The sequence below is a fragment of the Streptococcus mitis ATCC 6249 genome, assembly GCF_000146585.1.
GTDB classification, from domain to species: Bacteria; Bacillota; Bacilli; order Lactobacillales; family Streptococcaceae; genus Streptococcus; species Streptococcus mitis_AZ.
Window position 1 is genome coordinate 1,681,025 of sequence record NZ_GL397179.1, and the last position, 19,879, is coordinate 1,700,903.

General features: G+C 40.3%; 25 protein-coding genes. 1 reads left to right on the top strand and 24 read right to left on the bottom strand.

Annotation, left to right across the window (positions count from 1 at the left end):
* Position 1 precedes the first annotated feature (1 nt).
* From HMPREF8571_RS09855 to HMPREF8571_RS09975, 24 genes are all read right to left on the bottom strand, one after another.
* On the bottom strand, positions 2–568 hold the full coding sequence (locus tag HMPREF8571_RS09855) for a GNAT family N-acetyltransferase (protein ID WP_000434140.1): 567 nt from the start codon (positions 566–568) through the stop codon (positions 2–4).
* 278 nt (positions 569–846) lie between these two features.
* The gene (locus HMPREF8571_RS09860; protein WP_000038700.1) at positions 847–1,242 is read right to left on the bottom strand and encodes a helix-hairpin-helix domain-containing protein; all 396 of its coding nucleotides are present in this window, start codon (positions 1,240–1,242) and stop codon (positions 847–849) included.
* Positions 1,243–1,339: 97 nt separating this feature from the next.
* On the bottom strand, positions 1,340–1,594 hold the full coding sequence (locus tag HMPREF8571_RS09865) for a DUF1912 family protein (protein ID WP_000119707.1): 255 nt from the start codon (positions 1,592–1,594) through the stop codon (positions 1,340–1,342).
* A gap of 9 nt (positions 1,595–1,603) precedes the next feature.
* Positions 1,604–2,938, bottom strand: coding sequence for a DUF438 domain-containing protein (locus HMPREF8571_RS09870; RefSeq protein ID WP_000752905.1), 1,335 nt, complete (start codon positions 2,936–2,938; stop codon positions 1,604–1,606).
* On the bottom strand, positions 2,938–3,171 hold the full coding sequence (locus HMPREF8571_RS09875; protein WP_000368739.1) for a DUF1858 domain-containing protein: 234 nt from the start codon (positions 3,169–3,171) through the stop codon (positions 2,938–2,940). Before HMPREF8571_RS09875 ends, HMPREF8571_RS09870 begins: the two co-directional genes overlap by 1 nt.
* A 108-nt stretch (positions 3,172–3,279) precedes the next feature.
* Positions 3,280–3,462, bottom strand: coding sequence for a hypothetical protein (locus HMPREF8571_RS09880; protein ID WP_000522928.1), 183 nt, complete (start codon positions 3,460–3,462; stop codon positions 3,280–3,282).
* Between the two features lies 1 nt (position 3,463).
* Complete coding sequence (locus tag HMPREF8571_RS09885; protein ID WP_001118420.1) at positions 3,464–4,243, bottom strand: hypothetical protein; 780 nt, start codon at positions 4,241–4,243, stop codon at positions 3,464–3,466.
* A 303-nt stretch (positions 4,244–4,546) separates the two neighbouring features.
* Positions 4,547–4,897 carry a 30S ribosome-binding factor RbfA gene (gene rbfA / locus HMPREF8571_RS09890; protein ID WP_001273603.1) on the bottom strand — a complete coding sequence of 117 codons (351 nt, stop codon included), beginning with the start codon at positions 4,895–4,897 and terminating at the stop codon, positions 4,547–4,549.
* A gap of 250 nt (positions 4,898–5,147) precedes the next feature.
* A complete protein-coding gene (gene infB / locus HMPREF8571_RS09895; RefSeq protein WP_000039175.1) occupies positions 5,148–7,934 on the bottom strand; it encodes a translation initiation factor IF-2 in 2,787 nt (928 codons plus the stop codon).
* A gap of 16 nt (positions 7,935–7,950) precedes the next feature.
* Entirely contained in the window at positions 7,951–8,250 is a 300-nt protein-coding gene (locus HMPREF8571_RS09900; protein WP_001041396.1) for a YlxQ-related RNA-binding protein, read from the bottom strand.
* Complete coding sequence (rnpM, locus tag HMPREF8571_RS09905) at positions 8,243–8,536, bottom strand: RNase P modulator RnpM (RefSeq protein ID WP_000857555.1); 294 nt, start codon at positions 8,534–8,536, stop codon at positions 8,243–8,245. The genes HMPREF8571_RS09900 and rnpM overlap by 8 nt, the downstream gene beginning before the upstream one ends.
* A gap of 21 nt (positions 8,537–8,557) precedes the next feature.
* Positions 8,558–9,694, bottom strand: a complete 1,137-nt coding sequence (gene nusA / locus HMPREF8571_RS09910; protein WP_000032280.1) for a transcription termination factor NusA — start codon at positions 9,692–9,694, stop codon at positions 8,558–8,560.
* A gap of 42 nt (positions 9,695–9,736) precedes the next feature.
* On the bottom strand, positions 9,737–10,216 hold the full coding sequence (rimP, locus tag HMPREF8571_RS09915; RefSeq protein ID WP_000338694.1) for a ribosome maturation factor RimP: 480 nt from the start codon (positions 10,214–10,216) through the stop codon (positions 9,737–9,739).
* Positions 10,217–10,342: 126 nt separating this feature from the next.
* Complete coding sequence (gene trmB, locus HMPREF8571_RS09920) at positions 10,343–10,978, bottom strand: tRNA (guanosine(46)-N7)-methyltransferase TrmB (protein ID WP_001266087.1); 636 nt, start codon at positions 10,976–10,978, stop codon at positions 10,343–10,345.
* Positions 10,975–11,769: a cell cycle regulator CcrZ gene (gene ccrZ, locus HMPREF8571_RS09925; RefSeq protein ID WP_000363015.1), complete on the bottom strand. Its 795-nt coding sequence runs from the start codon at positions 11,767–11,769 to the stop codon at positions 10,975–10,977. The genes trmB and ccrZ overlap by 4 nt, the downstream gene beginning before the upstream one ends.
* 161 nt (positions 11,770–11,930) lie before the next feature.
* Entirely contained in the window at positions 11,931–12,542 is a 612-nt protein-coding gene (locus HMPREF8571_RS09930) for a CPBP family intramembrane glutamic endopeptidase (RefSeq protein ID WP_000974182.1), read from the bottom strand.
* 30 nt (positions 12,543–12,572) lie between these two features.
* Complete coding sequence (gene blpZ, locus HMPREF8571_RS09935; protein WP_000276508.1) at positions 12,573–12,821, bottom strand: immunity protein BlpZ; 249 nt, start codon at positions 12,819–12,821, stop codon at positions 12,573–12,575.
* A gap of 954 nt (positions 12,822–13,775) precedes the next feature.
* Complete coding sequence (locus HMPREF8571_RS09945; protein WP_000460866.1) at positions 13,776–13,985, bottom strand: hypothetical protein; 210 nt, start codon at positions 13,983–13,985, stop codon at positions 13,776–13,778.
* 15 nt (positions 13,986–14,000) lie between these two features.
* On the bottom strand, positions 14,001–14,249 hold the full coding sequence (locus HMPREF8571_RS09950) for a Blp family class II bacteriocin (RefSeq protein WP_001093276.1): 249 nt from the start codon (positions 14,247–14,249) through the stop codon (positions 14,001–14,003).
* A 222-nt stretch (positions 14,250–14,471) separates the two neighbouring features.
* Positions 14,472–15,161 (bottom strand): CPBP family intramembrane glutamic endopeptidase, encoded by a 690-nt coding sequence (locus HMPREF8571_RS09955; RefSeq protein ID WP_000760542.1) that lies wholly within the window; start codon positions 15,159–15,161, stop codon positions 14,472–14,474.
* A 31-nt stretch (positions 15,162–15,192) separates the two neighbouring features.
* Positions 15,193–15,426 carry a bacteriocin class II family protein gene (locus tag HMPREF8571_RS09960; RefSeq protein WP_001093253.1) on the bottom strand — a complete coding sequence of 78 codons (234 nt, stop codon included), beginning with the start codon at positions 15,424–15,426 and terminating at the stop codon, positions 15,193–15,195.
* 246 nt (positions 15,427–15,672) lie between these two features.
* A complete protein-coding gene (locus HMPREF8571_RS09965) occupies positions 15,673–16,638 on the bottom strand; it encodes a thioredoxin domain-containing protein (protein ID WP_000744281.1) in 966 nt (321 codons plus the stop codon).
* Positions 16,639–16,918: 280 nt separating this feature from the next.
* Positions 16,919–17,215 (bottom strand): bacteriocin immunity protein, encoded by a 297-nt coding sequence (locus tag HMPREF8571_RS09970; RefSeq protein ID WP_001214680.1) that lies wholly within the window; start codon positions 17,213–17,215, stop codon positions 16,919–16,921.
* A complete protein-coding gene (locus HMPREF8571_RS09975) occupies positions 17,215–17,436 on the bottom strand; it encodes a leucocin A/sakacin P family class II bacteriocin (RefSeq protein WP_001049877.1) in 222 nt (73 codons plus the stop codon). Before HMPREF8571_RS09975 ends, HMPREF8571_RS09970 begins: the two co-directional genes overlap by 1 nt.
* Positions 17,437–17,717: 281 nt before the next feature.
* Between HMPREF8571_RS09975 and blpA the strand changes: the two genes are divergently transcribed.
* Positions 17,718–19,871 carry a peptide cleavage/export ABC transporter BlpA gene (blpA, locus tag HMPREF8571_RS09980; RefSeq protein WP_000205149.1) on the top strand — a complete coding sequence of 718 codons (2,154 nt, stop codon included), beginning with the start codon at positions 17,718–17,720 and terminating at the stop codon, positions 19,869–19,871.
* The last annotated feature ends 8 nt before the right edge of the window (positions 19,872–19,879 follow it).

Consider the following 19,879-nt stretch of genomic DNA (forward strand, 5'->3'; position numbering starts at 1 on the left):
ACTAACAGTTTAAACACTCCCACTCACTCCTCAGCAAGCCATATATCAGACTGTCACAGCGATTTCCCTGAGCATCTTTGCGGTCTCGGATTCGAGCTTCTAAGGTAAAGCCAAGTTTCTCAGTGACTCGTTGACTTTGGACATTGTAGCCAAAGCAAGTCATCTCAATCTTGTGAAGACCCAATTCTTGAAAGCCTAGGTCAATCAAGGTACGCGCTGCTTCTGGCACATATCCTAAGCCCCAATAGTCTGGATGCAAGATATAGCCAATCTCCAGCACATCATCTTCATGGCGATGATTGAAATCAACAGAGCCAACGATTTTATCCGTCCCTTTGACGACAATTCCATAGCCCGCTGGGAGATTGTTCTTTTCATTACGCTCGGGCAGAATATGCTCTAGATAATAAATCTCATCTTCCAAGGTCTTGACGGGCGGAAAGCCTGCTGGATAAGAGACTTCTGGCCTACTGGCATAGTCAAAGATATCCACTGCATCATCCACTGTACGGACTCGTAACACTAGCCGTTCGGTTTCTAATCGTTCTGGTAATTGTGCTTGCTCCATCTTCAACCCTCGCTTCCCATAAAAAAATGCCCCTGCCATCTAAATGACAGGGACGAATGTGTTATCCGCGGTACCACCCAATTTCGGGCAAAGCCCGCAACTCTTGTCTTTGAAGGATATACAAAGACACTTTTATTTCATTTTAAACATCAGCAACCAGTTCTGACACATTTGTGGACTTCTCAGCACCGCCACTTTCTGTAAAATGTGGGATTCAAAACACCTCTAATGGCTTTATTGTAACAAGTTTTTCACGGAAATGCAAGGCTCAAGAAAGATTACTTGAAGCTGATTCCGTGTTCTTTTAATTTCTTAATCGTAGCTGGACCGATTCCCTTCAAGGCAAGGAGTTCTTTTTCAGTCCAGTTTTTGAAGTCAGAAGCTGACTTGATGCCTTCATCATAGAAAGTCTTCGCGCGATCTACTGAGAGACCACCCAAAGTAGCTGCGAAATCTTCTACAGAATTGGCTACTTTTTGAGCTTGTTCCTTAGTCGCTTCTACTGCTTGTTCCACTTTTTTAGAGACAACTTTTCCTGCTTCGCTGGCAGACTTTTCTGCGTGTTTCACAACTTTCTTGGTCTCTTCGACAACTTTGGTCACCGTACTTGAAAATGCACCTGAGCGACGAAGGCTATTTCGCAATTGTTTTTTACGTTGGAGTTTCTTTGACATGATAAAATCCTTTCAATAAAAAATCCCTGCTCTGACAAGGATTTAATAAAGATATTCTATCAAGATTTTGGGAAAAAATCAAGAAAGTATCTGAATTTTAATAGTTTCGCTCACCAAACAAGCCCTCTGGCAGATCATGGAATCCCTTGCCTGCCTTGAAATTTTCAAACTTACCCAGCAAGAACTGGTAGGCATCCAAGCGGCTTTCGTAGCGAATCATGGCATCTTTGGCACGCTCGTCTTGGTCTTCTTCGTAAACCTTCTGACTTTCCTTGTGCGCCATGTCGTTGATCATGATCTGGGTATTGACCCAGGCCTCAAATTCCTTCATAAATTCTTGTTCGTAACTCATTGATTCTCCTTATTCTAATCCACGGAAGTAGTCCGTATCAATCTCACGGTAGGGCTGAATGTCCTGAACATACTCTAGCACGCCTTGAAATTCCCCGTTCTCATCGTGTACTGCAGCGTAGGTGATGTGGACAAACTTGCCTCGCGACTCAGAATTGAACCACATTTCATACTTGTCCTTGACTCCTTCACGAAGACCTTGCATGATAGCTTTGACTTTCTCCAAATATTTTGGCGGATGGCAGAGTTCAACATTGCGTCCGACTTGGGACGGCGTCCGTTTGAAAATCATCTCATCAGCTGGCGCATTATCATTGTAATACTGGAAAATATCGTCTTTATTGACAAAGGTAATCTCCATGGGAAGGTGGTTGAGGATGAGGTTGGCCTGCTCGACCGAGAGATAGCCATTGCCAAAAGCCTGTTGACTATGGCGGTCCAACACTTCTTCCTTCTCCTTAGGGGTAAAGGTAATGGTGAACTGACCTTCTGGTGTATCGATAACTTGCTGCACTTGGCCTTCAGCCGTGTCTAGCTGCACGGGCTCCTCTGCACTCTTTTCCTCAACAAAACTCTGACGTTCTGGCACCCATTTCTCGGACGGACGAATGATGGCATAGCCGTAGGCATCGCTCTCCTCCGCAATCTGAAGCCAGTCATCCTGAGTGAAAGACTCAAGGAGAATCATGAGGAGGATAGACTCCTCCTTGAAAATCATACTTTCAAACTCTGTCGCAAAAGCTTCGAAATCTTCTTTTACACTACTAATCGACACTTCTGGTAGTTCCTTAGCCGTCGCTAGAGCTGTCTGAAAGAGTTCTCTGATCTGGTCATCCACCCCCCACATAACTTTAGGAGGTGAATCGTGTCCATAGCGCTCCATGATGGGGAAAAAGAGCTCTTCCTTGCGCTGATAGTGAATATCAAATTGGCCCAAAAGCCCCATTTGACGGACCAAACCCTTACGCATCTCCGCAAGCATTTCCTCGTCTTCCATAGACTCATAGGTATCTAACAATCTCCGAATGCGAATCAAGGCAGCACGGAGAGCCAGATTTTCATCCTTGAAGATTCGAACTGGGTGGCCAGGATGCTCGGTATCCTCTACTTCGACACCCTTAACAGCATTTTTAAAAAGATTAGCATGAACATCACAGAGTTCCATGACATCTTCAAAGGTGACACCTGAGTCTGAGTTCATCAGCTCGTGCTCCATGAGAGAAATCTCGATAGCTGAAACACCTGTAAAGGTCGCATCAAAGCGCTCCTGAACTGATTCAGGAGAGGCGCCATTATGCAATTCTAACAAAATATCCCGTAGGACATGAATCCGTTCATCTGCCATTAGTCTAATCCAATCACTTCGTAGCCATTCGCTTCCAGTGTGCGGACAATCTTGTCCATAGGAGTTCCTTCAAGCTTAGAGCCCTGTTTGAGCGATACCTTGCGCCCAACAGTATTGCGCATCAAGGGATTGGCAAGTGGTTTAAAACCGAGCTCTACTAGAATTTCCAAGACTTCTGGATGCTTGTCCACCACTTCTGCAACGGGAATTGACACATCGATGATATTGTCCATGACGACCTCCATGTATGTTCTAAAATGATTTTACTGCTTATATTATACCATATGGGAAGAGATTAAAAAACTAGCAGCGGAGTTCCTGCTAGTTTCTTTCATTTCAAGTTATTCCTTATCATCTGGTTTTGCGAGCCAGTGAGCCGTATCCATTAACTTATCTACAAGAAATAACTTCCCTAGACCAACAACAAGATTGTCATCTTTTTTCATTGTTTTCATCACTTTTAAACCCTGCATCGTAAAAAAGTAATTCCCGTAAGTTTTAACTAACATTTTTATGAGACCCATGTTACTCTCCTTCGATGATTTCGACCTCTTTTCGGATAGTATCAACGTCTCTTTGATATTGCACTTCATTGTAGTTGACTAGCTTGGACAATTCCTGTTGCAATCTTTCTCCCATCGGCTTCATGGTCGCAAAGGTTAAGCCGCCAGAAATGACTCCGCCTAAGATAGGAATCACTTTCCCCATCCCTTTAGCTAAGCCTCCTTTTGTCAGATTAACACCAAAAATTTTCAAAACTTTTTCTAAAATAGGATACCAGAGGGTCTTTGTCAAAGCTTTCTTGTTCACTACTTTTATGACTTGTTTGGCTACTGTCACACCGCCTGATCGAAGTAGGGCACCTGCACCATTTACTCCCAGCATCACACCGAGATACAGTAAAAGCGTGTTTTTAGCTTCCTCGCTTAACTCATTGCGCGATGCCCAGAGATCATCAAATCCGTAAATATACCCTAGTTCTTGAGCTAATTTCAATGAAAAACCATAAAACTGAGCTACGTCTGTCGGGATAGTGATCGTCATGAGAATCCCTCCAGGTAAACCTGCCAAAACCGATGTTCCACTGGCTAACAGGACATTGTCCTTAATACAGGCCTTTGCCACTCGGTCCAAGCTTTCCTGAGGCAACAAAGAAGTCGGCCCTTGTTCTAATAAGGTTGCAATATCCTTACGGTCTAATTCCTTTGAAAACTTTTCTACTAAAAATTTCTCTCGATCAACTTTGACTACGGGTAATTTTACCACTTGTTGCAGCACTTGCATAGCTATATCTTGTTTAGCCATATGTCTCTCCGTTTTTCATTTATATCAAGCTTTATCATATCATACTATTTGAAATTTACAAATTTTTTAAACTGATTTTTATCAGATAGATATATCGTCAAATAGCAATGATCATACTCTGGCAACAAAAAAGAGGGTTGCCCCTCTTTCTTATACTCAATGAAAATCAAAGAGCAAACTAGGAAGCTAGCCGCAGGTTGCTCAAAACAGTGTTTTGAGGTTGTGGATAGAACTGACGAAGTCAGTAACCATACCTACGGTATGGCGACGCTGACATGGTTTGAATTTGATTTTCGAAGAGTATTAGTTCTTATCCAGATTGCGTAACATCTCGTCAATCTTGTTTCCATATTCGATGGATTCGTCTTTGACGAAGGTCAAATCTGGGATTTTGTACAATTTCAAATTGCGACCAAGTTCACGTTTGATGGTACCAGTTGCTTTCTCAAGCCCGATTTGAACTTTTTGGTTATCCGAAGCAAGGTTACTCAAAATGGTGTAGTAAACCTTGGCAACAGACAAATCTCCCAGCATCTGAACATCTGTGATGGTCACACCTTGGACACGCGGATCACGGACCTTCTTTTGCAAAATCTCATTGACTTCACGCTTGATTTCCATGCCCACACGATCCGTACGGAAATGATTTGCCATGATATTCCTTTCTCTACTTTGAACCAAAAGCTAGGCCAGCAGACCTAGCTATTTTTAAATTTATTGATTTTCAGCTCAAATTGAAACGAAGTGCAATTTGAACTCATCCGCTTCTTTCGCTGTGGTGAAAGTGATGGAACTGATTTATCAGTCCCATCACAGGGGATTTTTGAGACACTAGGCTCAAAAATAAGTAATGAAACCATTGGTTTGCTTGCGTCCCTCACCACCTAAGAAAGGAGCAAAAATCTTATCTCTTAATTTCTTCCATGATATAAGCCTCAATCACATCATCCATCTTGATATCATTGTAGCCCTCAATCATCAATCCACCTTCACGACCGTTCGTAACTTCTTTCACGTCGTCTTTGTAGTGTTTCAAGCTTGCGAGTTCACCGTCATAGATAACAACACCGTCACGGATTACACGAACTTTAGAATCACGGGTAACCTTACCGTTGATAACCATAAATCCACCGATAGTTCCCACTTTAGACACCTTAAAGGTTTCACGGATAAGAGCTTCACCGATGATTTTTTCTTCAAATTCAGGATCCAACATCCCTTTCATGGCTTCTTCCATCTCTTCGATAACCTTATAGATAATGCTGTGGAGACGGATTTCGACATCGTCAGCATCTGCTTGTTGACGAGCTTGTGGCGTAGGGCGGACGTTGAAACCGATGATAAAGGCATTTGAAGCTTCCGCAAGAGTCACGTCAGATTCGTTGATAGCACCGACTGCTGAGTGAACGATGGTAACTTTTACACCTTCTACATCGATCTTTTGAAGTGAGGCAGAAAGGGCTTCAACAGAACCTTGTACGTCGGCCTTGATGATAACGTTAACAGACTTGAGTTCACCCGCTTTAAGCGTATCGAAGAGGTTTTCAAGGCTGACACGTTGGGTAGCTTGACGTTGTTTCATAAGGGCACGTTTGGCACGTTCTTCACCTGCTGCACGCGCAGATTTTTCATCTTCGTAAACGGCAAAATGGTCACCCGCCATTGGTGCTTCGTTCAAACCTGTGATAGAAACTGGTGTTGATGGTCCTGCCACCTTGACACGACGACCAAGGTCATTGGTCATGGCACGGACACGACCGAAGGTATTTCCGACAACGATAGGGTCTTGCACATTCAGAGTACCTTGTTGCACAAGAAGAGTTGCGACCGCACCTTTTCCTTTATCCAAACGAGCTTCGATAACCGTACCGATAGCACGCACTGTTGGATCTGCCTTGAGTTCTTGGATTTCAGCCACAAGAAGGACTGTTTCCAAGAGTTCATCGATATTTTGGTTGAATTTAGCTGAGATTTCAACAAATTCAGAATCACCACCCCAAGCTGTTGACATAACCCCATGCTCTGCCAATTCACCGATAACGCGTTCTGGGTTGGCACCTGGTTTATCAATCTTGTTGATAGCTACGATGATTGGAACGTTGGCTGCTTTTGAGTGGTTGATGGCTTCGATAGTCTGAGGCATAACCCCATCGTCGGCCGCTACAACCAAGATAGTAATATCGGTAACAGATGCACCACGCGCACGCATCGATGTAAAGGCCGCGTGTCCTGGTGTATCAAGGAAGGTAATCTTCTTGCCATTTTCAACGATTTGGTAGGCACCGATATGCTGAGTGATACCACCTGCTTCTCCTGTTGCAACACGAGAGTTACGAAGGGTATCTAGAAGGGTTGTTTTACCATGGTCAACGTGCCCCATGATAGTCACAACTGGTGGACGCTCAACCAATTCATCTTCATTGAGATAACCATCTTCGACGAAGAAACGTTCGATGTCCGCATTGTCCACTTCAACCTTTTGTTTGGCTTCGATACCATAATCTACCAATAGGAGTTCAATGGTGTCACCATCCAAAGATTGGTTTTGTGTGGCCATAACACCCATCATAAAGAGTTTCTTAACGATTTCAGCTGGCTCACGCTTGATACGTTTTGCGATTTCCGCAACAGTCATACCATCTGTATATTCAAATTCTGTTGGCAATTCGTGGAACTTACGTTCTGTAACAGGTTTTGGTGCCTGATTGCGGTTATTTTGCTTGTTGCCTTTTTTATTCTTTTTGTTGTTATTCCAGTTACTATTTCTTTGATTTCTCACTTGATTCTGACTACTTCGATTCTTTTGTTGTTTTCTAGGACCATCTTCTTCGTGATCATAATCGTCACGTTCTTTGTCTGGTCGAGCTTGTTTTTTACGACGTGTATCCACTGGCGCTTCTTTAGCTACAGGAGCTACTGCTACGGCTGGCTGCGTTTGTTCAGCTAACTTAGCAGCTTCCTCAAAGATTTCCTCAGGTTCCTTGCGTTTATTAGCTTGAGCCAAGGCTTCTTTGGCAGCTTGCGATTGTTTGAAGCGCTCCTCGCTTGAGCGTGCGTACTCTGCATTTTGCTCTGCTTTTAGAGCTGCTGCACGGGCTTTAAAGTCAACACGTGGCCCAGCTGGTTTTGGCTGGAAGTCTTGTTGCTGACGGCGATCATTGCCACGATTTCCTTGACCTTGTGGTTTCTTCCCTTGGTCGTTAAAACGGCGATTGTCGCGGTTTCCTTGACCAGGTTTGCCACCATTACGGCCGTCGTTTTTCTGACGGTTGCCGTTTTGTTGTTGGTCACGGTTGTTGCCCTTGTTTTGTTTGCGTCGCTCTGCCTGCTCTTTGGCACGCGCCTCACGCTCCGCCTTGAAGTTTCGACTTTGTGGTCTTGCAGCCACTACTTTTTCTTCCTTAGGAGCTACAGGTGTAGCTGGTTTGCTTTCTTCCTTAGCGACAACTGGTTTAGCTGATGCAGACTTTTCAACTTTCTTTTCTACACTTGCTTTTGCTGCTACAGGTTTTGCTTCTGCCTTAGGAGCAGGTGCAGGTTTAAAGCTAGCTGCGATTTGCTCAGCAGCAGCAGCTTCCACGCTCGATGAGTGGCTTTTTACATCCAAGCCCAACTCTTTTGCACGCGCTACAACTTCTTTACTTTCTTTTCCAAGTTCTTTTGCGATTTCGTACAATCTTTTCTTAGACAAATCATGTCCTCCTCTTCTATTCCATAAGAGACCTCATTTTCTTTGTAAATCCAGCATCTGTCACAGCCAAAACCTTTCTCGATTTCCCGACTGCTATGCTTAATTCCAGTGTTGAAAACACGGTTATAACTTCTACTTGATAATAGTCACTTTTATCTTGAATCTTCTTGGTTAGATTGGGACCAGCATCATGGGCTAGAAAGACTAGCTTGGCTTTCTGGTCTTGGATGGCCTTGACCACTAATTCCTCACCCGATATGATCCTGCCTGCTCGTTGAGCAAGACCCAAGAGATTGCTTATCTTTTGCTTATTCAAGTCCTAACTCTCTTCTTTTCACTTTGTGATCCACATAAGCGATCAACTCGTCATAAAAGCTTTCTTCAACTTCCATGTTAAAGCTGCGGTTAAAGACTTTCTTCTTTTTGGCCTCTAGGGCTTCTGCATTGTCTAGCTTGATATAAGCGCCACGGCCATTGGCCTTGCCTGTCGGATCGATAAAGATCTCTCCTTCTTTGTTCTTGACAATGCGGAGCAAATCACGCTTGTCAATCACTTCGTTAGATACAACAGACTTGCGCAAAGGGATTTTTCTTGTTTTCATCTTTCCCTCCTCTAGCAGCTTTTATTCTTCGATCAATTCATCTGCAACTGCGTAATCAACTTGACCTGCTTCTTCCATAGCTTCAAACTCACTGGCAGACTTGATATCGATACGGTAACCCGTCAAGTGAGCTGCCAAGCGAACGTTTTGTCCACGACGACCGATGGCAAGAGAAAGCTTGTTATCAGGTACAACGACCAAGGCACGTTTGCTGTCATTTTCATCAAAGATAACTTGGTCAACCTCTGCAGGTGCAATGGCATTGTAGATAAACTCAGCTGGATCCGCTACCCACTCGATAACGTCAATGTTTTCTTCGACAGGAATCATGCGATCGCTCTTGGCATCGTAACGAGCAGGGTGGAATTTGCTGGTGATTTTCTTGATGTTGGCACCACCACGTCCAACGATTGTCCCGATAGCGTCCACGTTTGGATTGTGGCTACGAACGGCAACTTTCGTACGGTCACCAGCTTCGCGGGCTACGCTCATGATTTCAACAGTTCCATCGTAAACTTCTGGAATTTCTTGCTCCATCAAGCGTTTGATCATTTCTGGATGGCTACGGCTAACAAAGACGTTGACACCACGAGGGTTGTCTTCAACTTTATAAACGTAAACCTCAATACGGTCATGGGAAGCAAACACCTCTCCAGGGATTTGGTCTTGTTTGGACAATTGAGCTTCGATACTACCTAAGTTAACATAGATGAAACGGTTGTCAAAACGTTCTACTGTACCAGACATGATTTCTTGTTCATGTTCTTTATAAGTATTGTAAGTGATGGCACGCGTTTGCTTACGCATTTTTTCCATGATGGTTTGTTTAGCAGATTGGGCTGCTACACGACCAAACTCAGCTGGTGCTTCTTCAAATTTGATTTTGTCACCAAGCTCATAGGCTGAATTAATGGCAAGAGCATCTTTTAAACTGATTTCCAAACGGCTATCAAATACTTCATCTACAACTTCACGGACAGTATAAACTGTAAAGTCACCTGTTTTTTCGTTAAAGTCGATGGCTACGCTATCAGATTGACCATAACGTCTGCGATAAGCGGAACGAAGCGACTCTACTACTGCGTCGATGATGTCTTCTTTTTTGATTCCCTTGTCTTCTTCCAAAATGCGGAAGGCCTCTAGCATTTCTTTACTCATGTTTTCTTCACTTTTGAATCCTCAAAAGCTATCCTTTCTTTTCTATAATTTTACTGCTAAACGTGCTTTTGATACTAAACTGTATGGAATTTGGACGGTTTTCTTACGCGTCTTGTCCATATACTCCACAGTCAACTCCTCCTCTTCAAAGGACAACAAGGTTCCTTCAAAAACCTTTTGCTTATCGATGGCTTGATAGAGCCCGACATGGATGTATTTCCCAACAGCTCCAGCGACGGCATCCTTGGTTTTCAAGGGACGTTCCAAGCCTGGACTGGTGATTTCTAGGAAATATTGTTCTGGGAAGGGATCGGGCTTGATAGTGTCTAGGACAGGACTGATAATTTCTGTCAGGTCTGCCGTGTCGTTCAAGGTAATTCCTTCAGGTTTGTCTACAAAAATACTGAGAATCATGTCACTGCCAATCTTTCCATACTCGATATCCACAAGCTCGAAAGGCGCTTGGATGACAGGTTCTACAACTTCTCTAACTAATTCTACGATTGTTGCGATTGCGTCCACCTCCTCATAAGCAAGAGGCGAAGATATTTCCCCGCCTCTCTTTCTCATATTCTTACTATCAGTATAGCACGTTTGTCAATTTATGTAAAGTATAAGCACTCAAACGGCTGGTTTTTAAGCTATTTCTTAAAATTCTGCCTCAACTCGGTAGATTACTTGACCCTTGTTGGAGAATTTTTGCTCATATTCTGTCATGACATTGCCTTCAAAATCACTGGCATGTAAGTCCAACCAAACTCCGTTCAGTTTCATCCCATACTGAGAAAAACTCACCAAGCTGTACTCAAACAAGCCACGATTGTCTGTCTTGAAATGGATTTCACCATTCTCAGGCAAGATGCGCTTGAAGGTGTCCAAGAAACTCTTGTAGGTCAGACGGCGTTTTTCATGACGTTTTTTAGGCCAAGGATCTGAAAAGTTTAGGTAGAGACGATCAATCTCACCGTCTTCAAAGTAGTCCGTCAAATCCGAACCATCTACCCACAACAACTTGATATTAGGAACTCCAACTTCTAATACCTTGTCCAAGGCATAACTTAATACCGACTTTTGGATGTCAATCCCGATGTAATTGATGTCAGGGTTTTGTTTGGCCATTCCTGATACGAAGGCTCCTTTTCCACTTCCAACCTCAACATGAATCGGATGATCATTTCCAAACAAGTCTCGCCATTTCCCTTTAGCCTCTAAGGGATTGAGGACCACATACTGGGGATTAGCCTCTAGTAACTCTGTCGCCCCTTTACGATTTCTAACTCTCATCTTTTCTTTCCATACTTGTCACGGAAGACACGCAAGGCATAAATCTCCCGGTTTACATTGTCTAAATCTTGGTTTTCACAGTATTTGGCAATCTGGTTCAAGTAAGAATACTGACCATACCAATACAATTTATCTAACACCGTCTGATTGTACTTATAGCCGTAGTCTCTCAACCATTGACGCCACTGATGATCTGGAATGTAGTGGCATAGCAGATGCGCCACATCAAACATACGATCCGTCAGACGAACCGAATCCCAATCCACTAGATAAACAAGCCCACTCTCAGTCTCAATCCAATTACTATGGCGAAGGTCTCCATGCACAATCGTTGCATGATCTTCCCTAAAGCCTGGAACCGTCTTACCTAGTTCAGCAATCACACTATTTAAGTAGTGATTCTGTTGCAAGATTTCTGGTACTTCTTGTTGCCAAGAACGCAACAAATCAACTGGTTTTTCCATGGTATATCCCAAACGACTCAACTGCTTCATCAAGGGACGCGAGCGGTGGAGACGGTTCAAGATTGTAATGATTTGTTTGCGATTCATATCGTAGGGAGTCAAGATTTTGCCAGTCAACCATTCTTGGGCACACATATCACGACCATCCGCTAAACGACGAGTCCATAGTAATTGAGGAGCGATTTGTTCTCTGGCTAGGCCAGGTAGGATTGGAGAGGTGTTCATTTTTACAAAGACGCGCTTCCCATCAGGGTAGCTTCCCATATAAGCCTTGCCGCTCTTCCCTGGTATCGGGGTCAGCGTTAGCTCATTATCACCCAAGTCCATTTCTTTCCTCCGTATAAAGTTTCCTTACTATTCTACTAGTTTTTTGTCTATTCGTCAACCGCTCCACACCTGATTCTCAAAGAAAAGCATCTCAATTGGCTCAGGCTATCATTATAGCTAAAAAAAGCAAGCATCATCGTCTGCTTACCTTTTCATGATTTTTAGAAATAAGTTAAAAGTGGCAAACTGTTGTAAGACATGTGGACTAGAGTAGAAACCCACAAATTTTGGCTCTTTTTGTAAGCAAAGCCCAGCAACAAGCTCCCAAGTAGATAATAGAAAAACGAAGGCACATCATAAGGTTCATGCATGAAAGAAAAGAGAGAGGAAGTCAGTACAAGCCCTAACCAAGAATTTTCAAATATAGCCCCCTGAAGAAGTCCTCTGAACATGAGTTCCTCTTGGATTGGTCCCAAAACTGTAACACTTACAATAAAGGAAAGCGGAAGTCCTTTACTCGTTTCCTCAAGGTGTTGAGCCGAGGCACCAGAAGCAACTGAGAAAAAAGCATGATAGCCTATATTTACCAGCACCGTGAGAAGAAAGATTCCAATGAACAGCAAGAGTTGTTTCTTGCTTAAAATCCCAAGAGAAATCATATCAAACCATCTCGCATATCCAAAACTAAGGAAAAGCAAGAAACTTTTTATAATAATGAATGTGTACTGGTGTTGAAAATAATCCCCTTGATTAATGGAATAACTCGCTGCACCAAGGATTGCAAATAGTAAAAATCCCAAAAATAAGGCATGACACTTATTGAAAATGGCCATAAAGCTATCCTCCTCAACAAACAAACTTTCCTACAAGTCATCCTTTAGCTCTAGTCTTTCCAAAACAAACCATTTTAGTAACCAAAATCCGATAACATAACCAGCTCCTAAGAATATAGCCATAAAAGCTAACATGGGATTCAGGGAAGAAAAGACCGCCGCAGATACAAAGGTTAACACAAAAACATTAAAGGCAATGATATCAGAAGCCAAGACTAGAATATAGGGTGTCAACCAGTCTAAGGTTTTTGAATCTAGGAAAAATAAGTGTTTATACATGATGTATTCCTATACAGCATAGAGAGTATAAACTCAAAGAAATACCTGGATTAATAACTCTATATACCAATCAAATCCTCTAATGTGGCCATAAAACCGAAACTGCCGCCCCCACCAGCTGCACAAATTAAATAGATCTGAATAGTCACCATTTATATTTTCATACTACCATCCTATCAAACAAATAATCAAAACAGACAATTCTACTTTCAATTGTTCACCTTTCGCTCCACTTCCAATATAGAATTTTCCTGACTACTATAGGATTGACTAACTTCTCATGATTCGTTGTTACCATGCTTTCAGCTCTCATCAGAACCTCACATCAATAGATAAGTCGTACATCTTTTCTCGTACACTCTCGTGATTTAAATATATGGATTAGGTATACCTATTTGTGCTTTAGAGTGTGAAGCCACTTTATCCTCTAAACGTGTCTTACTACTGTTCTTTAAGCCACGATTTCGCTATGCCTTCTTCTCCCCGCTACCTCACGATAGTCAGGCTTGAGAATCGCTATTGAATTCACCGGTAGCGGGTGCACACGGAGGACTTACACATCAAATAAACGTCATGCCCGTCGTACTCAAAAAAGAAAGGACGAAATTAGTCCTTTCTCGATCTTAGCTTTTCTTCAACTCACTACAGTTGACAATGAGCCAAAGGATAGTTAATAACCTATTGAAGTGTCAAATGTTGCTAACTCCATTTATCTTCAAATTTAAATAGACACATTATCGGAGTTATCAGTAAGAAAAAATCTAACCAATTCAGATAATTCATAATATAGGATATAATACCAGCCATAACGAAAAGGTACAAAGCTGTACGATATCCTCTCTTTGGGTTTTTATCAGCCTTGGTGTTAAAAATAATGTACACACAACAAATTGCAATGAGTATAAGCTGAATCATAGTCCCATTTAACATATTAACACCCATTCCTTTTTTAAACTATTTTGGGGGTCTCAATCCAAAAGCTATAATGCCACCTACTATAGCGCCCCCTGTTGCGCAAATCAAGTAAGCTTGAGGGCCTCCAGCAATACAAGATTGTCCTGCCTGAAATGCACCCGACAAGGCTCCTACAACTACATCTCCTCCCAATCCACCTCCATAAATATTACTTAATTCTTGATTGTCTACTATTTTGTAATCAAACATAATTTCTACTCCCTTCTATGGCCAAATATTATCAGCAATTGCAGTAAAAGCACCACCAAGTTTAGCTCCAGCCCAAGCACAGCCAGCAGTCATAGCCCATGCGGAACCACCAGTAAGGAGTCCTCCTACCGTACACATAGCAACTCCGATACCTGCTCCATAGACAGCTCCTTTTCCTACTGTTCCCCAATCAGTTCCTCCCTCAATGCTAGCCAGCATTTCAGTATCCATAACCTCTAACTGTGACATCATTTTTGTATTCATGATGAATACTCCTTTTTATTTTTAATTTTTTTCCTGTTGCAACTTTGACAAGTTTAGTATATCACTGTTTATTAATTTTTTTCATCCAAATCTTGAATTGTCATCGAAATGTCTTGAATTACTCAAAGAGCACAATCTTCCCAATCAACTAATAAGAAGTGAATAATATTAAATTCTATTATTCACTTCTTATAATCGATAATTATTTTTAATCTACTATTTTTAGCTAAATATCCTGTGTAAAAAAGTCAGCAAAAATGGTAATGTCGCTACGATATTATTGATAACATGCACCGCATAGGATGGATAAATGCTCTTGGTATAGCGGGTCAAACCAGCAAAGATGATTCCAACTGTTGCAAAGACGAAGATATCTAACAGACTAGGCAGGCTTGAAAAATGAGGGAGAGCAAATAAAATAGAAGGAAGAAGCAAATCAAGACCAAATCGCGAATGCTTAAAGAAAGCATGTTGCAGTAATCCTCTATAGATTAACTCTTCCATCAGTGGAACCAGAAAGAACAGGGCTATATAAATACCTAGCTCTGCAAAGTTAGTCCCACTATAACCAATCAATACAGCCCAACCTTCCGCAGTTGACTGAACATGTTTAGCTGTCTGAACGTTAAAAGAGATCTGGAACACTACCACTAATACTGTCAAAATCGAATACCAAAGCCATTTTTTTCTTGGAATGCGGAAGAGATAACCATGGCCTGTCTTAACAAGAACCACAATCATGACTCCAATAAAAAGTAAACTCAAGATATTTTGAATCCAGAATAAATTGCCTATCTGAGAAGAAAATTGCCAATAGTTTTGGACGATAAGCGTCAGCTGAGAAAGACCAAATACGAAAAATAGGTAGGATAAAATTGCACTTGTTTTGAATAGAAGCTGATACTTTTTCATAGAAATTCTTCCTCATTTCTTATATTTCAGCCTATATTCCACATAAATGAAAACCTGCTCCTATATAACCAAGGTCACGATAACCACGCGGGCAGTACCCACTTACTGGGAAAGGACCTGAATTTTTTAATATAGAAGGGTAAGGACCAAATGGACTGTCCTGATAAGCATACCCTCTATAAATACCAGATACATCCCCACCCTCTATACAAGCAAGCATTTCAGTATCCATAATTTCAAATTGTTCCATCATTTTTGTATTCATGACAAATACTCCTTTTTTTATTTTTAATTTTTTGTCCTGTTGCAACTTTGACAAGTTTAGTATATCATCGTTTATTAATTTTTTTCATCCAAATCTTGAATTGTCATCGAAACGTCTTGAATTGTTAAAAAATTTAAAAAGCAAGCATTAAAAACATACTTGCCCTTTCACTCTTGTCTATAGGAAAATTCTAGTCATATGTTATTACAAACAAATAATATCATTGCACCTGTTTACCATCTATTTTTATTTATGAATTTTTTGTTTCACTTTAATCATTATAGAAGCCATAAAAAACGCGACAGCTAGCCGAATCAGTTGGTAACTTTCTTCCACTCCTGTATTAGGTAGTAATTGTTTACTCAAATGACTGGTTTTGGAGGGAGAATCATTCCCCTCAACCTTGGATAAAGGAGTTTGTAACTTCTCAGTATTTTCAGAAATCGTCTGAGATGACTCCCCTCGCTTCTTCTTATCTATCATTACCAAATCTTCAGACTGAACAGTTATAGTGTCAGAAGGAGGAATATTATCCTTCAATGGCTCTCTGTTATCACTGTTATTAGTCAAATTTTCCTTTGAATTCTTCACCTCTCCTGTTTTATCATCCCGGGCACTTCCAGTTACTGTATCCTCAGAAGATGCCACTGTCTCCGTTTGTTTAGGTGAGTTTCTCGAGTACATATAATCATACACCTGTTGTGCAGTTGCTCCGCCACCAACCCATCCAGATATCGGATGTCCATTTCTTAAATACAAAATTGTTGGTGTTCCTGGAATACCGACTTTTTTAAATAGAAACTCTCTCGCTTCCCCGTCAAAATCTTTACCATCCAAATCATAATACTCTAACTTCTTTTCAATCAGGTTATTAAATTCTTTCAATTCAGGAGAAAATTGACGACAATGAGAGCATGTTTTTCTACCAAAATATATAGTATGTTCCAATTGGTCCCCGGTAAAAGATTGACGAACAGCTTCAATATCTATCTTTTTAAAGTCCGCAACATTCTTCTCATACTCTTCTGGGGTTACAACAGCAGGTTTATGCTCCACATTTTCCTTAGCCGATTGCAAATCTGGTGCCACAACAGAACTATCATTAGCCTGGATAGATGAAGTAGTCTGTTCTTCTGCATATACAGCACCTGTAGTAATAGATGCAAATACAAGTGGTACAAGTAATAGCGATTTTATCTTTTGTTTCTTCATAAGAATACTCCTTTACATTTGTTATCTTTATCTTACCTTATTTAAAATTACAAATTCATCTAAATCTTAAATGGTCATCAAAACATCTTGAATTGCAAAAACTTCATTAAAAAGGTAAGTATTTCGAAAACACCCACCTTTTTAATGAAGTTTTTTGTCCTGTTGCAACCATGACAAGTTTAGTATAACACTGTTTTAATTTTTTTCACTCAAATTCAGAGTCACAATAAAAATATTAGAAATACATAAACTATAATTAACATATCACCTATACTATATCCTAGTATCCATATCTAATATTAGATAATTCTCTTAATTTTTTTATCTGATTAGACTGAATTTCAGATAAATGTAGTGCATTTTCAATTAATACATTTGAAATTTCAATGTTCATTCGACTCAGGGTATAAGGAATCGATATACTTCCTTTCTTTAATTCACATTCGTAAGAAATCAATATATCTTTCAAAGGGAGGAGTTGAGAATCACATTTTATATTTTGAATAAGTTCTTCTAATATGATGATAGCTTCACGGCGTCTTTCAACCCCACCAGAAAACCACTTTAACCCTCTCATTATAGAGGTCCACCCGAATTCCAACCTGCATTCCCACCTGAAAATCCATTAACAATAGAATTAGTAAGAATTTTATTTATAGCTTCAGGCCAGTTTACCCAGCAACCTTTAGAGTTATCACAATATAAACCATTACCGTAATATATTGTTTTTCCTCCTACTTTACTCGCAAGCATCTCAGTATCCATAATCTCAAATTGTTCCATCATTTTTAGATTCATGACAAATACTCCTTTTTTATTTTTAATTTTTGTCTTGTTGCAACCTTGACAAGTTTAGTATATCACTGTTTTTTAAAATTTTTCATCCAAATCTTGAATTGTCATCGAATCGTCTTGAATTAGCTTTTCATTTGAAACTACCGCTAAATTTTTTAAAAAAAGATAATTTCTAATCATTTTTTACCATTCAGGAAGTTTCAATGACAATTCAAGATTTCACAAAATATGAACTTATTATTATGGCATAATAAACTCATCATATTATATGAAGGGAATTGCCAATGACTTCTTATAAACGTACATTTGTTCCTCAAATAGATGCTAGAGACTGTGGTGTCGCTGCCTTAGCCTCGATTGCTAAATTCTATGGTTCAGATTTTTCTCTAGCTCACTTGAGAGAACTTGCAAAGACCAATAAAGAAGGGACGACTGCTCTTGGCATTGTAAAAGCCGCTGATGAAATGGGCTTTGAAACAAGGCCTGTTCAAGCAGATAAAATGCTCTTTGATATGAGCGATGTCCCCTATCCATTTATCGTTCACGTTAACAAAGAAGGGAAACTCCAACATTACTATGTTGTCTATCAAACAAAGAAAGACTATCTGATTGTTGGTGATCCTGACCCTTCTGTAAAAATCACAAAAATGTCAAAAGAACGCTTTTTCTCTGAATGGACTGGAGTAGCTATTTTTCTAGCTCCCAAACCCAGCTATCAACCCCATAAAGATAAAAAGAATGGTCTACTGAGCTTCCTCCCTCTGATTTTCAAACAAAAATCTCTCATTGCTTACATTGTTCTTTCAAGCTTATTAGTCACTATTATCAATATCGGTGGTTCTTATTATCTCCAAGGAATCTTGGATGAGTACATTCCAAATCAGATGAAATCAACTTTAGGAATTATCTCAATTGGTCTAATTATCACCTATATCCTCCAACAAGCCATGAGCTTCTCCAGAGATTATCTCCTAACTGTTCTGAGTCAGAGATTAAGCATTGATGTAATTTTGGCCTATATTCGCCATATCTTTGAACTTCCTATGTCTTTCTTTGCGACACGTCGTACAGGAGAAATCATTTCACGCTTCACAGATGCCAACTCTATTATAGATGCCTTAGCTTCTACCATTCTCTCTCTTCTTCTTGATGTTTCCATTCTGATCCTTGTAGGGAGCGTCTTACTAGCACAAAATCCTAACCTCTTTCTTCTTTCTCTTATTTCCATCCCTATTTACATATTTATCATCTTTTCTTTTATGAAGCCTTTTGAAAAAATGAACCATGATGTCATGCAAAGTAATTCTATGGTTAGTTCTGCCATTATCGAAGATATCAACGGGATCGAAACCATCAAGTCACTCACAAGTGAAGAAAATCGCTACCAAAATATTGACAGTGAATTTGTCGATTATTTGGAAAAATCCTTTAAACTTACTAAATATTCTATTTTACAAACTAATTTAAAGCAAGGAACAAAGTTAGTTCTTAATATCTTTATCCTATGGTTTGGTGCTCAATTAGTCATGTCGAGTAAGATTTCTATCGGTCAGCTGATTACCTTTAATACACTTCTTTCTTACTTTACAACTCCTATGGAAAATATTATCAACCTACAAACTAAACTCCAATCTGCGAAGGTTGCTAATAACCGCTTGAACGAGGTCTACTTAGTCGAATCTGAATTTCAAGTTCAAGAAAATCCTGTTCATTCAAATTTTTTGATGGGCGATATTGAATTTGATGACCTTTCTTATAAGTATGGTTTTGGGCGAGATACCTTAACAGATATCAATCTAACGATTAAAGAGGGTGATAAGGTTAGCCTAGTTGGAGTTAGTGGTTCTGGTAAAACAACTCTAGCCAAAATGATTGTCAACTTCTTTGACCCTTACAAAGGACAGATTACCATCAATCATCAGGATATTAAAAATATTGATAAAAAAATCTTGCGACGTCATATTAATTACTTGCCCCAACAAGCCTATATCTTTAATGGCTCTATCTTGGAAAACTTAACCTTGGGCGGTAATAGTATGATTAGCCAAGAAGATATTCTAAAAGCTTGCGAATTAGCTGAAATCCGTCAAGATATTGAAAGAATGCCTATGGGCTATCAAACTCAACTTTCTGATGGAGCAGGGCTGTCAGGAGGACAGAAGCAACGAATTGCTCTCGCTCGTGCTCTTTTAACTAAATCTCCTGTTTTAATACTAGATGAAGCTACTAGTGCTCTCGATGTTTTGACTGAGAAAAAGGTTATAGATAATCTTATGTCCCTAACTGATAAAACCATTCTCTTTGTAGCCCATCGTCTCAGTATAGCCGAGCGGACTAACCGTGTCATTGTTCTTGACCAAGGGAAAATCATTGAAGTTGGTAGTCATCAAGAGTTAATGAAGGCGCAGGGCTTCTACCATCATCTATTCAACAAATAAGGAGAATG

Coding starts and splice junctions, on each gene's coding strand:
- HMPREF8571_RS09855 (WP_000434140.1), bottom strand. CDS start 568: ATGGAGCAAGCACAATTACCAGAACGATTAGAAACCGAACGGCTAGTG.
- HMPREF8571_RS09860 (WP_000038700.1), bottom strand. CDS start 1,242: ATGTCAAAGAAACTCCAACGTAAAAAACAATTGCGAAATAGCCTTCGT.
- HMPREF8571_RS09865 (WP_000119707.1), bottom strand. CDS start 1,594: ATGAGTTACGAACAAGAATTTATGAAGGAATTTGAGGCCTGGGTCAAT.
- HMPREF8571_RS09870 (WP_000752905.1), bottom strand. CDS start 2,938: ATGGCAGATGAACGGATTCATGTCCTACGGGATATTTTGTTAGAATTG.
- HMPREF8571_RS09875 (WP_000368739.1), bottom strand. CDS start 3,171: ATGGACAATATCATCGATGTGTCAATTCCCGTTGCAGAAGTGGTGGAC.
- HMPREF8571_RS09880 (WP_000522928.1), bottom strand. CDS start 3,462: ATGGGTCTCATAAAAATGTTAGTTAAAACTTACGGGAATTACTTTTTT.
- HMPREF8571_RS09885 (WP_001118420.1), bottom strand. CDS start 4,243: ATGGCTAAACAAGATATAGCTATGCAAGTGCTGCAACAAGTGGTAAAA.
- rbfA (WP_001273603.1), bottom strand. CDS start 4,897: ATGGCAAATCATTTCCGTACGGATCGTGTGGGCATGGAAATCAAGCGT.
- rnpM (WP_000857555.1), bottom strand. CDS start 8,536: ATGAAAACAAGAAAAATCCCTTTGCGCAAGTCTGTTGTATCTAACGAA.
- nusA (WP_000032280.1), bottom strand. CDS start 9,694: ATGAGTAAAGAAATGCTAGAGGCCTTCCGCATTTTGGAAGAAGACAAG.
- trmB (WP_001266087.1), bottom strand. CDS start 10,978: ATGAGAGTTAGAAATCGTAAAGGGGCGACAGAGTTACTAGAGGCTAAT.
- ccrZ (WP_000363015.1), bottom strand. CDS start 11,769: ATGGACTTGGGTGATAATGAGCTAACGCTGACCCCGATACCAGGGAAG.
- HMPREF8571_RS09930 (WP_000974182.1), bottom strand. CDS start 12,542: ATGGCCATTTTCAATAAGTGTCATGCCTTATTTTTGGGATTTTTACTA.
- blpZ (WP_000276508.1), bottom strand. CDS start 12,821: ATGTATAAACACTTATTTTTCCTAGATTCAAAAACCTTAGACTGGTTG.
- HMPREF8571_RS09945 (WP_000460866.1), bottom strand. CDS start 13,985: ATGTTTGATTACAAAATAGTAGACAATCAAGAATTAAGTAATATTTAT.
- HMPREF8571_RS09950 (WP_001093276.1), bottom strand. CDS start 14,249: ATGAATACAAAAATGATGTCACAGTTAGAGGTTATGGATACTGAAATG.
- HMPREF8571_RS09955 (WP_000760542.1), bottom strand. CDS start 15,161: ATGAAAAAGTATCAGCTTCTATTCAAAACAAGTGCAATTTTATCCTAC.
- HMPREF8571_RS09960 (WP_001093253.1), bottom strand. CDS start 15,426: ATGAATACAAAAATGATGGAACAATTTGAAATTATGGATACTGAAATG.
- HMPREF8571_RS09965 (WP_000744281.1), bottom strand. CDS start 16,638: ATGAAGAAACAAAAGATAAAATCGCTATTACTTGTACCACTTGTATTT.
- HMPREF8571_RS09970 (WP_001214680.1), bottom strand. CDS start 17,215: ATGAGAGGGTTAAAGTGGTTTTCTGGTGGGGTTGAAAGACGCCGTGAA.
- HMPREF8571_RS09975 (WP_001049877.1), bottom strand. CDS start 17,436: ATGAATCTAAAAATGATGGAACAATTTGAGATTATGGATACTGAGATG.
- blpA (WP_000205149.1), top strand. CDS start 17,718: ATGACTTCTTATAAACGTACATTTGTTCCTCAAATAGATGCTAGAGAC.